This window comes from Gordonia sp. NPDC057258, from assembly GCF_042668985.1.
In the GTDB taxonomy this organism is placed as follows: domain Bacteria; phylum Actinomycetota; class Actinomycetes; order Mycobacteriales; family Mycobacteriaceae; genus Gordonia; species Gordonia hongkongensis.
The window spans coordinates 1-14,530 of record NZ_JBHUXZ010000048.1 but is presented as its reverse complement, the minus strand read 5'-3'; the positions used below and the strand labels follow the sequence as shown (position 1 = coordinate 14,530).

Genomic DNA, 14,530 nt, shown 5'->3' with positions numbered 1-14,530 from the left:
AGCCAGCGATGACAACTGAGCTAACACGATCACCATCGTATCGAATCGGACGCCTTTCGGGCCCGGCGAGCGCTGTCCAGCCACCGGTTCGGTCCGGGGGTCGCAAGTGTGTCGACTTCATCGCGATCAACTACGCGCCCGAGGTCACCGGTATCGCGCCTTACGTCACCGACATCACCCGGCGCCTCGCCGCCCGCGGGTGGAGCGTGCGCGTCATCACCGGTTATCCGCACTATCCGCAGTGGCGGCTCGACGGCGACATGTCGGACTACACGTCCACGGTCGTCGATCACGGTGTCATCGTGGTGCGAGTGCCGCACAGCATCCCGGAAGGCACTGCGCTGGTGCCGCGCTCGCGGATGGAACTCGAGTTCGGGCTGCGCGCCATCGTCGCTCATCTGCGACCCGAAGCGGTCACCGTCATGGCCAGTCCGCCGCTCATCGCGTCGGCGCTGGTGATGTTGCGCCGCAGGGTCGGGCGCCGCAACCTCTCGCCGATGGGGGTGTGGGTCCACGACCTGTACAGCCAGGCGGTCAGCGAGGCGGCCGCGGGCGGCGGCCTCAGCCGCGGTCTGGTGAGCAGACTCGAGAAATTCGCACTCTGTTCGGCCGACGAGGTGGCGGTGGTGCATCCGCGTTTCGGCGAGATCATCGTCGACCGTCTCGGCGTAGACCCGGCGGTGGTGACCCACGTTCGCAACTGGACGCAGGTGCGCCACGAACCACGCGCGCCGCGCGACACCGCTCGGACCGAGCTCGGCATCCCCGAGGACGCGATCGTCGCGGTCCACGCCGGCAACATGGGCCAGAAGCAGGGCCTGGAGAACCTCGTCGAGACCGCCCGCCTCGTGTCCGAATCACCTGACGCCACAGCGCGGAAAGTCCACCTGTATCTGGTCGGGGACGGCAACCAGCGTCGGTACCTCGAAGACCGCGCACGCGGTTGCGCGGACCTCACGTTCGTCGACTCACTGCCCGACGACCGGTTCCACCTCATGCTGTCCGCCGCCGACGTGCTGGTGGTCAACGAGAAGCCCGGCGTGGTCGAGATGTCGCTGCCGAGCAAGCTCACCACCTACTTCAGCTACGGAATCCCGGTGGTGGCAGCCGTTTCCGAGGAGGGGATCACCGCTGCCGAGGTCCGGCGCTCGCGCGCCGGCGTCGTCGTCCCGGCCGGCGACCCCGCAGCACTGCTGTCGACCATCGCACGGGTCGCCACGGACACCACCGCGGCACACACGATGGGCGACGCCGGCGAGAAGTATTCGCACGAAGTCCTCGGCGCCGACGCCGCCGTCGAGAGGTTCGAGATGTGGCTGCACAAGCTGGCCCACCATGCCTCGGTGCGGGTATGACCGTGACGACGCCGACCACGACAAACGCGCGCTCGGAGATCCTGTCCGAGCTGGAACCCCGACGCCTGCGCGACTACATCGTCGACAAGTCCGATCGCGGCCGCAATCGCATATGGATGATCACCTGGCTGGGTGTCGGTGCCGTGCTCCGTAGCGGGGTAGGCGGCACGCTGCTGCGCTCCTCCGTGTTACGCACCTTCGGCGCGCACGTGGGCGCCAGGTGCGACATCCACCGGAGCTTCCGGGTCCACTTCCCCTGGAAGCTGGACCTCGACGAGGGGGTCCGCATCGACCGCGATGTGTGGATCATCAATCCCGAACCGGTGTCGATCGGCGCCGACTGCTCACTCGGCCCACGCACGGTCATCTGCTCGGGCGGGCACGATCACCGCTCACCCACCTTCACCCGCACGAGCGAGTCGGTCGTGATCAGTGCGCGATGCCACCTCGGCAACGGGGTCACGGTGCTGAAGGGTGTTGTGTTGCAACCCGGTACGCGGGTTCCGGCCGGCGCCGTGGTGATCCCGTCGATCTCGGCGAAGTCGCGTCGGACGACGTCAGGCGGTCGGCCATGAAGATCCTGCAGGTACTCACACTCCTGTCACCGGCCGGCGAGTTCGGCGGGCCCGCAACCGTCGCGATCAACCAGAGCCGCGCGCTGGCCGCACGGGGACACGACGTCACGCTGATCGCCGGCTCACGCGGCGGGCCGGCGTCGGCCCCCGACGTGCCGGGTGTTCGTGTCCGCACGTTCCCGACTCGAACCGTCGGCCTCGGGCACAGCTGCTCACGCATCGTCGCGCCGTCGATGCTGCGCTGGATACGGGCGCACGCAGGCGGTTTCGACGTCGCCCACGTCCACCTCGGACGTGACTTCGTGACCCTTCCCGCCGCACGCCTCCTGTCGAAGAGCAACGTCCCGACTCATGTACAGACACACGGGATGATCAATCCGCGGCCGTCGCTGCCCTATCAGGTGATCGACCGGGCCCTCACGATCCCGGCGGTTCGCGACGCTCGAACGGCGTTCTATCTCAACGACGTCGAGCTGCGGAAGCTACGAACGGCGGTCGGCGATGCACCCCGCTACTCATACCTCGGCAACGGCGTGCCGCTACCCGACACGGTCTCGGCAGCCCCGCGAGACGGACTACCCGAGGTCCTCTTCCTCGCCCGGCTGCATCCCCGAAAGCGAGCGGTCACCTTCGCCCGCGTCGCCACCGACCTCGCGCCGCGATTCGCGGCCCGGTTCACGATCATCGGACCCGACGAGGGCGATGGGCCCGCCGTCGACGAGGTGCTGCGCACCTTCCGCGCGACGCACGACGCCGAGGTCGCCGACCGCGTCCGGCGCGAGCCGCCGATCGCCACCGACCGGGTGGCCGGTCGACTCGCACAGGCGACGATCTACGTTCTCCCGTCGATCCACGAACCGCTGCCGATGTCGGTCCTCGAGGCGATGGCCGCCGGGCTGCCGGTGGTGGTCACCGACACCTGCGGATTCGCCGGTCTGGTTGCCGATGCCGACGCCGGCCTCGTCGTCGACGACACCATGGACGCGTTGTCCGCGGCCCTGACCGGTCTCCTCGCCGACCCCGACCGGGCGCGCGCGAAGGGACAGCGGGGGCGGCGCGCCGTCGAACAGCACTGGGGCATCACCTCGATCGCACAACAACTGGAGGAGCACTACGATGCGGTCAGCTGAGCTCACCGGAACGACGGACAGCGTGGAGACAGTGGACATCTCCGTCCTCGTTCCGTCCTTCGATCCGGGTGCTCACTTCGAGCCGGCGATCCGATCGGCACTGCGCCAGTTGGGTCCACACGACGAGATCGTCATCCAGGACGCCGGTTCCACGGATGGAACCCAGGACCTCATCGCCGCTCTCGCCGAGACGGACCCACGCGTGAAAGCCGTGATCGAGGCGGACGAGGGTCAGTCGGACGCCCTCAACCGAGCGCTGGCGCGTGCCACCGGACAGTGGGTGCTCTGGCTCAACGCCGACGACGTGCTCGTCGAGGGAGCACTTGTCGCCATCCGCGCCGCGGTCCGCACATCACCCGGCGCGACGGTGCTCACCGGAGATCATCAACTGCTCCGGGCGGCCGGTGATGTGGTCGGGACGTACCGCGGCAAGCCCATCGAGACGCGAACCCTGTTGCGACGGTCCACGTGTGCGTCGTTCTCCGGGTCGGTGATCATCCGCCGCGACTATCTGGAGTCGCTCGGCGGGTTCGACAAGCATCTGCACTGCACGATGGACTACTCGTTGCAGTTCCGTATCGCCGAAACGGCGCCACAACAGCAGTCGATGCCGGTTCCGATCGGCGGGCTGCGTTTTCACGACGCCTCGAAATCGGCCAACCTGTGGCGGACCTTCCTCGCCGAGTCGTTCCGACTGCGGCTGCGATATGCGACGTCACCGACGGAACGCCTGCTGGGCCTCCTGGGCACCGCCGAGCAACTCGTCTCGTTCCTCGTGTTCCGGATCCGGTTGACGCCGGGCTATCGAAGGCTGCGCGGTGTCCTCCGCGATTGAGCACGGCCACGCCGACAAACGGCTGCGCACCGACGCCACCGTACGGATTCTGGCCCGGGTGGCGAGTTCCGCGATGCTCGGTGTCTTTCTGCTGCTCCTGGCCAGAGCACTGCCCGTGGACACCTTCGGGCAGTACATCCTCGCCTACACGCTCGGCGTCGTGGTCGGCCTCGCCGCGGGTTTCGGCGCGCCGATCCGGGTGATGCGTCTCAGCGCATCCGACGACACCCCCACCGCCGCAGCTCTGTTCGTCGCGCACACGGTCCCGGTATCCGGCGTCTTCCTCGTCGCCACTGCGGGTCTGATCCTCGCCGGGTTGCCCGTGATCGTCGTTGCGGGCGTGCTGTTCGCCTACTCCGACACCGTCCAGAACTTCGCGCAGAGCTTCCTGGCCGGCACCCATGCGCACACCGCCGCCAGCTGTCTCGTCGTCGTCCAGCGTGCCGTACCCCTCGTGGTGTGGGGCGGGTTGGCGCTGTCCGGTATCGGCCTCGATGCCGCCGCACTCGCCGTGATCTTCTCGTGCACGGCGGTGACCGCACTGGTGGTGCCCGCGGTTCCCATCGGAGTCCGGGGACTGCGGCGCGCCATCCGTGAACTCCGCCGGCCCGGTGCGGAGACCGTCCGTTACTGGGCGCTCGCGATGTCGGGAACACTGGCACAGCTACAGGTCTCGGCACTCGCCGTCTTCGCCACCCCGCTGACCGTCGGCTACTTCGCGATGGCCACACGCGTCACCGGGCCGCTCACCCTGCTGTCCGCCGCGCTGTCGACAGTCGCGGTCCCCGAACTCGCCCGCACCGTCGACGACGCGTCGGCATTCGACCGGATCTACTGCCGCTACCGGAACCTCGTCATCGTCTACTGCGTCGTCGTCATCGTCGCGGCATGGCCGGCCGCCTGGGCCGTCGTACACGTCGTCGGCACCAAATACGAACCCGCTCAACTGCTGTTGACCGGCGTGATCATCGCGGCCGGGATCTCGTCGCTCTCGCAGGCGATCAGCGCCAAGCACATCGCCGCGGGACGCCCCGACACGGTGACCGCAGCGATCGTCCTGGGTGGTGGGGCCACCCTGGCCCTCCTGCTCCTCGCCGGCGCTCTCGACCACGTCGGCGCGATCTGGCTCGCACCCATCGCCGGTCAACTCCTCGTACTCGCTGCCCTGCTCTCCGACGTCCACGAAGGTGGGAGAATGACCCGACTCGTCCGAACTCATTGGGAAAAAGCACTTCTGGCGGTCACCGTCGTGGTTCTCACCGCCACCGCCGGAGTGGCCTTCGCAGTCGCCCCCGAACCCGCAACCGACACCGCGCCGCACAGCGCCGGAGTCCAGGTGACCTCCGCCGCATCGACGTCGCGGTCGGCGAACGGCGGTGGGTTCGACGGCGCAGCGACCACCGATGCGGCGGTGAAGATCCTCGTCGTCGGTGACAGCTTCACCGAGGGAACAACATACGGCGGTAAGGGCAGTTCGAACTGGACCCGCATCGCCCAGGGCCGGTTGTCCGACGCCCGACCGGACACATGCCCCGTGCTGTTGCGGGTGTCCGGCCGGGGCGGCGCCGGGTACCTGACCACCGGTATCCGGCACACCACGTTCGCCTCCGAGGCGCAACGACTGCTCACGCCCGACGTGTCGGCGATCGTGCTCGTCGGCAGCGGCAACGACCTCTCGCATCCGTCGAAGCAGTACCGCGCCGCGGTCGACGACACCATCCGCGCGGTGCGCAAAGCCCGACCGGACCTGCGCGTGGTGATCGTCGGCCTCTCCTGGATCCACGACGGCCCGACCGCCCCTGACTATCTGCGCGCCAACAGGTTACTCGCAGACGCGGCGAAGCGACACGGCGTCGCCTTCATCGATCCGAACAGATCCGGTTGGTACTCGGCCCCCCGTGACCATTCCATCGTGGGTGCCGATCAGCGTCATCCGACCGACGAGGGGCACGCCCTCATCGCGGAGCACATGACGCCCGTACTCGAAGGTCTCGCGCGGAAAGGCAGGTGCGCATGAGCCCGCTGCGAGCCACCCGTGGTCGCGTGCGGGTCAGCCGCGTGGTGACCGCTCTGGGAGTCACCATCTGCCTCGGACTGATCCTCACGATGGGGATGCTCACGTACTCGTCCCAACACGACGCGGTGCAGGCGACGTCGCGCGTCGTACTCACCTATGAACGCGACGCACTGCAACTGCCACAGGATTTCGATCCCGCACCCACGATGCTCCTGACGCGGAGTATCGAGTCGTACTCGTCCTTGGTCACGAGCGAGAACTTCCTCCGTCGGGTGATCGACACCCACCACATCGCGATGAGTCCCGCCGACCTCCGCCGTGCGGTGTCGATCACGGCCCCACCCGAGACGACGATCATGGATTTCACCGTCCGCGGCGACGACGCGCGCACCGTCGAAGCTGCCGCCATGGGCGTCGGACGTGAATTCACCGCCGCCCTGGCCGAACTCGAGTCACCCGCGCCGATTGCATCGCTCGTGCTCGGGCCGGCCGATGCCGGCCAGACATTCCCGGATGCGCTGCTACGTACCGCTCTGCTCGCGACCCTGGCAGGTCTGACCGCACTGGCGCTGGCCGTGATGTTCACCCGACGCCGCGCCGACCGACCACTCCCCCAACCCATACCGCCCGCTGATGTCTGGAGGACACCATGAAGCGACCCAACAAGTGGCTCAGCCTGATCGTCTGGCTGCTTCCCGCGTCGAAGGCGAAGAACGCAGCGCTGCGTGCCCTCGGCAACACCATCGGACACGACGTCAGCCTGGGACCGAACCTCGTCCTCGACTGCGGACCGTTTCGGATCGGAGACCGCGGAGTGATCGCCCCGGTCAACATCTTTCGGCAGATGGCACGAGTCGAACTCGAGAAGGACAACTTCATCGGGCGGCTGAACCAGTTCACGTCCGCGCCGTCGTATCAGAAGTTCAGCGATCGCGCCGGAGTGCTGTCGATGGCTGAACAGGCCGCGGTCACGAACCGTCACTACTTCGACTGCTCGGGCCGGATCGAGATGGGGCCCTACAGCGCGGTGGGCGGCACCCGGAGTCTTCTGCAGTCCCACGAGATCGACATCGTCGAGGACCGGACCACCATCGGCACGATCACGATCGGTGAGCGGAGCCTCACGGCGACCGCCTGCCTCATCCTCAAGAACGCTGCCATTCCGCCCTATTCGCTCGTCGCCGCCGGCTCGGTGGTGACCGCGTCGACGGATGCCGCCACCGGCGACGCCGGGCTGTATGCCGGCGCTCCGGCGCGGTGGCGACGCGACCTCCCCGAATGCAAGTGGTGGTACCGGTCGTCGTACATGACGCCGGTGCGGGAGGTCGAGGGATTCTGATGGTTCCGACCCCCAAGTCCCGGCTGTGGACGACGACGGCCCTGGCGCTGCTGGCCGCCGCTGTCGTCGCCCTGGTTTCGGCGTGCGACACCGCGGCTCAGGCCGAACGATCCGACGATCGGGTCGCCTCGGCGCAGGGCGCCGCCGTACACGTCGACTACGCCACCGCGGCCGCCGTGCCTCCCGGTTTCGTCGCCGTCGAACGTGGCCGCAACAGCCACCCGCTCCGGGTCTCGGACGGGCGTCTGCTGCACGGCACGTCGTCGGCATCCGGTGCGGCGTCATACATCTCGACCGACCTATTGCCCGTCCGGGTCACCCGCATCGGCGCGACGGTGAGTTTCACCGGAGACGATGCGGGGGCGATCGCCCTACTCGTCAGCGCGAAGCCGGTCCCGCAGAACGAGTCCGACGCAGCACCGGACGCCGCGGTGCACTTCGTCGCGACCCGGACGCGATGGTCGTATGCGATCTGGCAGGCGGGTGACGCCGGACAGACGATCCTGGGCCAGGGCACCTACCGGACCGCGTTCGATCGTGACGCGGCGCGGTTCGAGATCGAACTGGACGGGGACCGGGCGAAGGTGTATCTGCCCGACGCCACGTCGATCGTGTTCACCGACAACCGTATCGCCGAGTTCGGCGGCAGCTGGGCGACCTGGGAACTGTACGAGGATGCCCCGGGCACGAGTCCGGCGTCGTTCCGCGAGTTGTGGGCGTCATGACCGTGATCTTCGCGACGCTGCTGGTGGCACTGGGACTCTTCGTCGCAGTCGCCTACGACAGGCAGTGGACTCAGCATGTCGATCGGTTCCTGTGCAGCTGGCTGATCGCGCTGACGGCGTGGCCGGTCATCGTCATCTACGCCGTGGCCCCGGCGTTGTGGTCGTCGGCCGACGCCGCCGGCGCGATCTTCGCGGTCCTGCTGTACGGCCCCGCAGCGGCGATCAGCGTGGCGGCCGCACTGCATGCGGTGGCCACCCACGGCTTCCGCATCGACGGTTCGGCGGCGATTCTCGCACTGCTGATGCTGTACGCGTGCGCGGCCATGATCGTCGACGGGTCGGGCCGGATCGTCAATCTTCTGATGTCGATGGCGCTGCTGGTGGGATTCGTGTTCCGCTACCGATCCTTCGAGCTCGACGACGTGGCCAGGTCCGCCCGCATCGCTCTCGTCGCGACGACGGGGATCCTGCTGGTCTCGGTGCTGTTCAATTCTTCTCGGGTCGTCGGTGCATGTCGGATCGACAAGTGCACCGATCTCGGCGCGGTGCTCACCTCACCGTTCGCCGGCAACGGCAACCTCGCGGGGATCACCATCACGGCACTGTTGCCGTTCGCCGTGTATCGCGTGGCCATGTGGCGTGTGCTCGCCGCGGTCGCCGGGGTCGTGTTGATCGGCCTGCTGGCCGGCAGCCGAACGGCTTTCGGCGGAATCGCGGTGGCCGGTGTGCTCGGGGTGTTGCTGGCCGTCCCGTCGATCACCTCTCGCGTGCGCAACCTGATGGTGGGTCTCGCACTCGTGGCGAGCGCGGTCTACTCGCTGTTCCCGCTCTACATCGGTTACACCAACGCCGATTACAGCTTGCGGGGTTATCTGTGGAACCAGGCGCTGCGGGAGATCCCCGATCAGTGGTTCTTCGGCCACAACCCGGCGTTCTGGGTGGAGTCCGGCGCGTCGTTGTTGTTCAAGGCCAACTACTCCCCGCACAACGGCTGGCTGGAGATTCTCCTCTCGGTCGGGGTCTGGGGCGTCGTACTGATCGTCCTGGCCGCCGTCGTCAAGGTGGTCCAGACGACCGACGGCACGACACGGGCATATCTACTCGCCTACTTCAGCACCATCCTCGCCCTCAGTTCGCTGGAGGCGGTGTACGTCCCGTACTTCCTCGGCATCGCGCCGTTCGCGGCACTTCTCCCGTATTTCCTGTACCACCACCGTTCGCCCCGATCCCTTTCACCCGTGCGCAGTCACGAGGTGCCCACCGAGTCACAGATGGAGCTCCGATGAAAGTCCTCAATGTCATTGCCGCGAAATGGATGCTCGTCGTGGCATTCACCCTGATCGGTCTCATCGCGGCCATCGGGTACTCGCTGCTACAACCCCAGACCTATGTGGCGACCGTCCGGACATATATCGCCACCGGCACCTCCGACATGTTGGAGGCCTACCAGGGGAATCAGGCGGCCCGCGCGAGTATCCAGACATTCGCGGTGCTGGCCACCGATCCCACTGTCGCGCAGCGGGCGATCGACAGGTCGGGAGTCGACATCTCGCTGCCACAGTTCCTCTCCGAGATCTCGGTCAGCGTCCCGCCGCAGACCGTCATCCTCGATGTCTCGGTCCAGAACTCGACGTCGGCCGACGCGGAACGGTTGTCCACGGCCCTCGCACAGGAACTCGTCGGTACGGTCACCGCTCTGCAGGAACCGACCAGCGGCGGTCCGGGTGCGCTGCGCCTGGTGGTCGTCGACCCGAACACCCAAGGCGCCGTGCGTGAGCAGCTCATCGACCCGATACTCCTGGGCATCGGAGCGGTGGGCGGCGCGCTCGCTGGCTCACTGATCGCGCTGCTACTCCATCGGCGACGCGGTGGCATGTCCGATGTGGAGCTGTCCGACCGCATCCCGGACGGTCCGACGACCGGCGACATCGAAGTCACGATCAATCGCCCGTCGAGCGCGATGCTAAGCCAGCACCAACCGCTGGTTGAGCCGGCACCGACCCAGCCCCCGCTGGCTGAGCAGGTGACGACCCACCAACCGCTGGTTGAGCCGGCACCGAGCGAAGCGAGGCGCCGTGTCGAAGCCACCCGCCCCCCGCTGGTCGAGGAGGCCACGACCCGGCCCCCGCTGGTTGAGCCGGCAACGAGCGAAGCAGGCAGCCGGCCCCTGCTGGTTGAGCCGGCACCGAGCGAAACAGGCAGCCGCCCCCCGCTGGTCGAGCCGGCACCGAGCGAAGCAGGCAGCCGGCCCCCGCTGGTTGAGCCGGCACCGAGCGGAGCGAGGAGCCGTGTCGAAGCCACCCCCCGCCACGCCAGTTACACGGCTCGCCACACCCTGAGCCGGCACTCGGCAACGCGGCTCGGCGGCGGATTCGCGGGGCCTGGCCGGTCCATCTGACAGTTTCGCGAAGCGGTGTCCACCTCCGGGAGCTGGCGTAAAAGAAGATGCCCTAGCCGCCCTCGCCCGGCATGATCGTCGGTCATGAAGTTGTGGGTCGACGATCTCCGCATCCCGCCAGAAGGCTGGGAGTGGGCCAAGACGAGTGCTGAAGCAATCGACCTCCTCGACGCCCGAGTCGAGGAGGTCGATGTGATGTCACTCGATCATGACCTCGGCGGGGATGACACGACCCGGGCGGTGGTGCTGTGGATGTGCGAGCACGAACGGTGGCCGCGCGAAGTCCGGGTGCACAGCGCCAATCCGGTTGGCGTCGAGTGGTTGACCGGGATGATCAACCGGTATAAGCCCCGCTCGTAGTCCTCAGCCAAGGACCGCTTGCAAAGCCCCCACGACCGGTTTCGGCGAACCGTCGAAGCGGTACAGCCCAAAGTTCGAGTCGTCTTCCGCCTTGTTGGCGGACAGGTCGCGAGTGCTGAAGAGGAAGATCGCTGCTATCCACGGCAGGCCGTTGGCCCGGTTGACAGCGTCGACGATGATGTCGGACTGGACGGCTTCGGTGGTCGATGCAGGGGTGTTCCCGGTCGGCTGACCGAACTCGGTCACCCACATCGACTTCGTCGAGTCACCATTCGCCACCATGATCGCCCGCCCCTCGGGCAGAACGGCCGCTCCCCCGCCGTCACCTGCCCGGGGGTCTGCGGTAATCGGATACGGCAACGTATACGGGTGTACGCCAATGCCATTGAAGTACGGCTTCGCGCCGAGGGCGTACATGTCCGAGATGAAGGTGACATCTCGCGTTTCGGTCCGAAGACTCGACAGTCCGCCAGTGATCACCGGCTGGTTGGCGCCAGCCGCTCGGATGCCGCCGAACGCAGCTTTGAGCAGTGGAACGTACTCTCCAGCGGTGGGCGGGATCAGATAGTGGGCGAGATTCGGCTCGTTCCATACCTCCCACGCCGCCACCCGTGACGAGTATCGAAGTGCGACCTGTCGAGCGAACTCACCGAAAGTCGCCGGGTCGGCGGGTGAGTTTCCGTTGAGGAGCGGGTTCGCACCTGGCTTCTGCGCCCATACCGGCGCCGGGCCCTCGAGGTTCATCAGGATGGACAGGCTTTTGGAACGCGCAGCGCTCACCGCGGAATCCAGGCGTGCCCAAGTGAAGGTGCTAGAACTCGAAGGTTGCAGCAAATTCCACTTCGCAGGAATCCGAATAGCCGTCGCGCCGGTCGCCCTGATCTGTTCCGCTTCCCCTGCGAAGTCAGCGCCGGCGTACTGGGTGGAAATCGAAGCGACCCCTACGCGCACGCGGGGAGCCGAGTTCGCTGACTGCGGCACGGTGACGAGGAGCAACGTCAACACAGCACCGATGCAAATCGCAACAGAGAGCCGACGCACTTGTTTCTCCCGCTCGCTTTAGACCAAATCGATCGAACCACATCGCGCTTGGTTGATTGCTGATTTCGGGTTCTATTGAATGGTTTTTTCCGCGCCGGCGTCACCCGTATGTCGCACGGGGCCTCACACGGTGCTGAACCAACCCCGACCTCAGCACGCCAGCCGGACGGATGCGGCCGCACGCGCGACGTCTACCCGACGCATCTCGCCTCCCAGATCCGGATCAGCTTTACGGCCGCATTCCACGCGATCTACGCCTTCGAGTACGACGTCGCCACCGGTGTCGTGACCCAACGGGCCCATCGTCGTGCCCGATCAGACACCGATGGTCCCCCAGGTGCCGGCTGGATCGTCGCGCCGGTTCCTCGACGTCCGGTCCGGTCCCGCGCCGTGGGCGGTGTGCTTCGCCGACTGGCCGCTGTCCGATCCGAAGGGCGGCACGATCAAGGTCGCCACCCTCACCCCCGGCTCGTCCGACCCAGGACTGCACATAAACGCCGGGTCGCCTCGACATCGGCATCGGCGGCGATGGACGCCTGCATTAACGGCTTCCACGTCACTGTCTCCGGGGTGAAGTTCAGCGCGGCGCTGTCGACCACCCGCAAGCTCGCCCGCCGCTGGGCGTCGAGCGCTGACCCGCCAGTTCGACATCCGCGTGAGCGGCGCTGGTCAGGTCACGGTCAACCTCACCCGCCCCAGGCAACAACGGAGTGGCCTGCAACTCGCTAACCTGCCGGTCGCGTTCACCAACAAGATGTCGATCGAGGTTCGTCAGCGACCCATCCCCGGTACCGGCCAGCTCGAAATCTGGTACTCCACCGACGGCGAAGTGACGGTGGACCCAACTCGGCGCCGGCGACGATCGCCGCCAGCGCCTACACCACCGTTAGCAACACCGCGGCCGCGCAGCAGCAGGCCCACACCACGGATGGCATTCGCTACGGCACCTGGACGGCACCACCGAGACTGCGGTCGCCGGTATCGACTTCACCGAACCAGGTCTCATCGGTGTCGGCGGCGAAACGTGGACGCTGTCCGGGGACGCGGTGATGGATTCCACAGACCCGACAGCGCAGATCTTCAACATCGTGGCCAGCGTCCAACGCGTGGGCTACACCTCGCTGTCGAACTACACCGGCGGCGCGGGCTGGCACCAGACACCCGGCCGGGCGATCCGCTGATCGTCGCGCGGCGTCTCGGCGATGACACCGCCTCGGTCGCCGAAGCGTTCTGGCACAGCAACGCGGCCGTGCTCAACACCGAGGAGCTATTGCGCAGCCCGCACTTCCTCATGCGGCCACAGTGCGCAGTCGGCGGCGACTCACCCTGGCGCACCCTCATCCCCCGCATCCGCGAGTACGCCGCAGACAGCTACACCAAGTTCGTCGGCGACCAGATCCTCATCAAGTAGTAGGGCACGCCGCTGTTGGGCGCGTGGAATGATGTGGGATGGCAAGCCGTCGATCCGTGATTGTTTCCATGACCACGAAGTTATCGCGAAGACGATGTCTCGTCTCAATGAATGCGGCCAGGTATATCGAAGACGATCTCGGCCGCACAGACATTGTCGTTCGTTCACTAGGGATCATCACGGCACCTCTGTATGGCGGTCTAGGACTGGGGGCGGAATCCAGAGGTTCGATCCTAGAACTGTTAGATGCGAGCCGCCTCCATTCAATCGTGATGTAATGCCGAACGATGGGCGGCAGAGATGGCGGCGCATCGCAACCAGGCCGAGGACAGGCTCGACGAGGTTGACGAGATCCTCGATCGGACACGCGAAGCCGCCAGCGGAACCGGCGCGGCGACGAAGGCCGGGTATTTCCATCAACTCGGCATAGACGAGGGTCGACGGTCAATGAACTGGACCACCCTCACGCTTGTATTCTTTATCGCCGCCACAGGAGTAGTTGGCGCACTGCTTTTCACTCCCCATTCGTGGCAGTGGACCGATATGTTACCTTGTGCAGCAACCGTTCTACCCCTCCTCACCGCCTCTGGGTACTGCGCCCGAATCGCGAATCGTCATCGCCACCTCTCGATGTAGGCCAACCTAGTCGCAACTCAACTGCTCACCGCGACCGTCTATATCGAAAGCCTGACGGACCAAGGGCGAAGTAACGTCCTAACCGCACTCGCGAAACGGTATTCGGAATTCCAGATCTGCTCCAGACCAAGGAAACGGGGACTGCCGGCTCAGCGGTGGAGAATCCCGCAGAGATTCTGGCGTCAATCCAGTCCATCGTCGATAGGGCGCGCCCGCAGGCGGGGCGTGAGCTGTCATCGGCAGTGATCCCCACCTCGCCCACGACCGCGGTTTCGTCCGTTCGGAGGCTAACGCGCAACCGCGTCAATGCCGATAATCGATCGACGCCCATCAGTACCTGCTGACGCCCCGGAACGGACAACGGAACAGATATGAAACCTGAGCTTTCGTTTGCTACCTGCAGAGCACGGCTCCGGGCGCTCTTAGTTCTCCTGGCAACAGTCGTCGTCTCGGTCATCATCGCACCACCTCTTGCGGCGGCGGACCCCGGATACGACTGCTCGAAGGACATCTTGTTTGTCGGAGCTCGCGGCTCGGGTGAGAGCGCCAGCGAGCACGAGGGGCTGGGGAAGACTGTTCACCAGTTTCGAGAGAAGTTGCGATCACGCCTGAAGAGCTTGTCAAGACGTCTGTGTAAGAACGTGACTCCTGGGTTTCCTGTGGTTGCTGGTTGGGTCTAGTTGAGGTGGGGTTCGATGCGGTCGGGGT

15 protein-coding genes are annotated in these 14,530 nt (G+C 66.4%); 14 read left to right on the top strand and 1 reads right to left on the bottom strand.

Features of this window, described 5'->3' with window-relative positions:
• The first annotated feature begins 8 nt into the window (after positions 1 to 8).
• From ACFUEJ_RS22410 to ACFUEJ_RS22360, 11 genes are all read left to right on the top strand, one after another.
• Positions 9 to 1,355, top strand: coding sequence for a glycosyltransferase family 4 protein (locus ACFUEJ_RS22410; RefSeq protein ID WP_388031953.1), 1,347 nt, complete (start codon positions 9 to 11; stop codon positions 1,353 to 1,355).
• On the top strand, positions 1,352 to 1,930 hold the full coding sequence (locus ACFUEJ_RS22405) for an acetyltransferase (protein ID WP_388031951.1): 579 nt from the start codon (positions 1,352 to 1,354) through the stop codon (positions 1,928 to 1,930). The genes ACFUEJ_RS22410 and ACFUEJ_RS22405 overlap by 4 nt, the downstream gene beginning before the upstream one ends.
• Complete coding sequence (locus ACFUEJ_RS22400) at positions 1,927 to 3,060, top strand: glycosyltransferase (RefSeq protein ID WP_388031949.1); 1,134 nt, start codon at positions 1,927 to 1,929, stop codon at positions 3,058 to 3,060. The genes ACFUEJ_RS22405 and ACFUEJ_RS22400 overlap by 4 nt, the downstream gene beginning before the upstream one ends.
• Positions 3,047 to 3,895, top strand: a complete 849-nt coding sequence (locus ACFUEJ_RS22395) for a glycosyltransferase (protein ID WP_388031946.1) — start codon at positions 3,047 to 3,049, stop codon at positions 3,893 to 3,895. Before ACFUEJ_RS22400 ends, ACFUEJ_RS22395 begins: the two co-directional genes overlap by 14 nt.
• Positions 3,879 to 5,912 (top strand): GDSL-type esterase/lipase family protein, encoded by a 2,034-nt coding sequence (locus tag ACFUEJ_RS22390; protein ID WP_388031944.1) that lies wholly within the window; start codon positions 3,879 to 3,881, stop codon positions 5,910 to 5,912. Before ACFUEJ_RS22395 ends, ACFUEJ_RS22390 begins: the two co-directional genes overlap by 17 nt.
• Positions 5,909 to 6,565: a hypothetical protein gene (locus ACFUEJ_RS22385; RefSeq protein WP_388031941.1), complete on the top strand. Its 657-nt coding sequence runs from the start codon at positions 5,909 to 5,911 to the stop codon at positions 6,563 to 6,565. Before ACFUEJ_RS22390 ends, ACFUEJ_RS22385 begins: the two co-directional genes overlap by 4 nt.
• Positions 6,562 to 7,251: an acyltransferase gene (locus ACFUEJ_RS22380; protein WP_388031939.1), complete on the top strand. Its 690-nt coding sequence runs from the start codon at positions 6,562 to 6,564 to the stop codon at positions 7,249 to 7,251. The genes ACFUEJ_RS22385 and ACFUEJ_RS22380 overlap by 4 nt, the downstream gene beginning before the upstream one ends.
• Positions 7,251 to 7,976, top strand: a complete 726-nt coding sequence (locus tag ACFUEJ_RS22375) for a hypothetical protein (protein WP_388031936.1) — start codon at positions 7,251 to 7,253, stop codon at positions 7,974 to 7,976. The genes ACFUEJ_RS22380 and ACFUEJ_RS22375 overlap by 1 nt, the downstream gene beginning before the upstream one ends.
• Positions 7,973 to 9,262: an O-antigen ligase family protein gene (locus ACFUEJ_RS22370; RefSeq protein ID WP_388031933.1), complete on the top strand. Its 1,290-nt coding sequence runs from the start codon at positions 7,973 to 7,975 to the stop codon at positions 9,260 to 9,262. The genes ACFUEJ_RS22375 and ACFUEJ_RS22370 overlap by 4 nt, the downstream gene beginning before the upstream one ends.
• On the top strand, positions 9,259 to 10,374 hold the full coding sequence (locus ACFUEJ_RS22365) for a YveK family protein (protein ID WP_388031931.1): 1,116 nt from the start codon (positions 9,259 to 9,261) through the stop codon (positions 10,372 to 10,374). The genes ACFUEJ_RS22370 and ACFUEJ_RS22365 overlap by 4 nt, the downstream gene beginning before the upstream one ends.
• Positions 10,375 to 10,458: 84 nt before the next feature.
• Positions 10,459 to 10,734 carry a cyclic-phosphate processing receiver domain-containing protein gene (locus ACFUEJ_RS22360; protein WP_388031928.1) on the top strand — a complete coding sequence of 92 codons (276 nt, stop codon included), beginning with the start codon at positions 10,459 to 10,461 and terminating at the stop codon, positions 10,732 to 10,734.
• A gap of 3 nt (positions 10,735 to 10,737) precedes the next feature.
• On the opposite strand, the gene ACFUEJ_RS22355 is transcribed toward ACFUEJ_RS22360, so the two are convergent.
• The gene (locus ACFUEJ_RS22355) at positions 10,738 to 11,739 is read right to left on the bottom strand and encodes a cellulase family glycosylhydrolase (protein ID WP_388031926.1); all 1,002 of its coding nucleotides are present in this window, start codon (positions 11,737 to 11,739) and stop codon (positions 10,738 to 10,740) included.
• Between the two features lie 1,085 nt (positions 11,740 to 12,824).
• On the opposite strand from ACFUEJ_RS22355, the gene ACFUEJ_RS22350 reads away from it, so the two are divergent.
• The 3 genes from ACFUEJ_RS22350 to ACFUEJ_RS22340 all read left to right on the top strand — a co-directional run bounded on the left by ACFUEJ_RS22350 (position 12,825) and on the right by ACFUEJ_RS22340 (position 13,822).
• Positions 12,825 to 12,956 (top strand): hypothetical protein, encoded by a 132-nt coding sequence (locus ACFUEJ_RS22350; protein ID WP_388031923.1) that lies wholly within the window; start codon positions 12,825 to 12,827, stop codon positions 12,954 to 12,956.
• Between the two features lie 68 nt (positions 12,957 to 13,024).
• A complete protein-coding gene (locus ACFUEJ_RS22345) occupies positions 13,025 to 13,186 on the top strand; it encodes a hypothetical protein (RefSeq protein ID WP_388031920.1) in 162 nt (53 codons plus the stop codon).
• A gap of 300 nt (positions 13,187 to 13,486) precedes the next feature.
• Positions 13,487 to 13,822 (top strand): hypothetical protein, encoded by a 336-nt coding sequence (locus tag ACFUEJ_RS22340; protein ID WP_388031917.1) that lies wholly within the window; start codon positions 13,487 to 13,489, stop codon positions 13,820 to 13,822.
• Positions 13,823 to 14,530 lie beyond the last annotated feature (708 nt).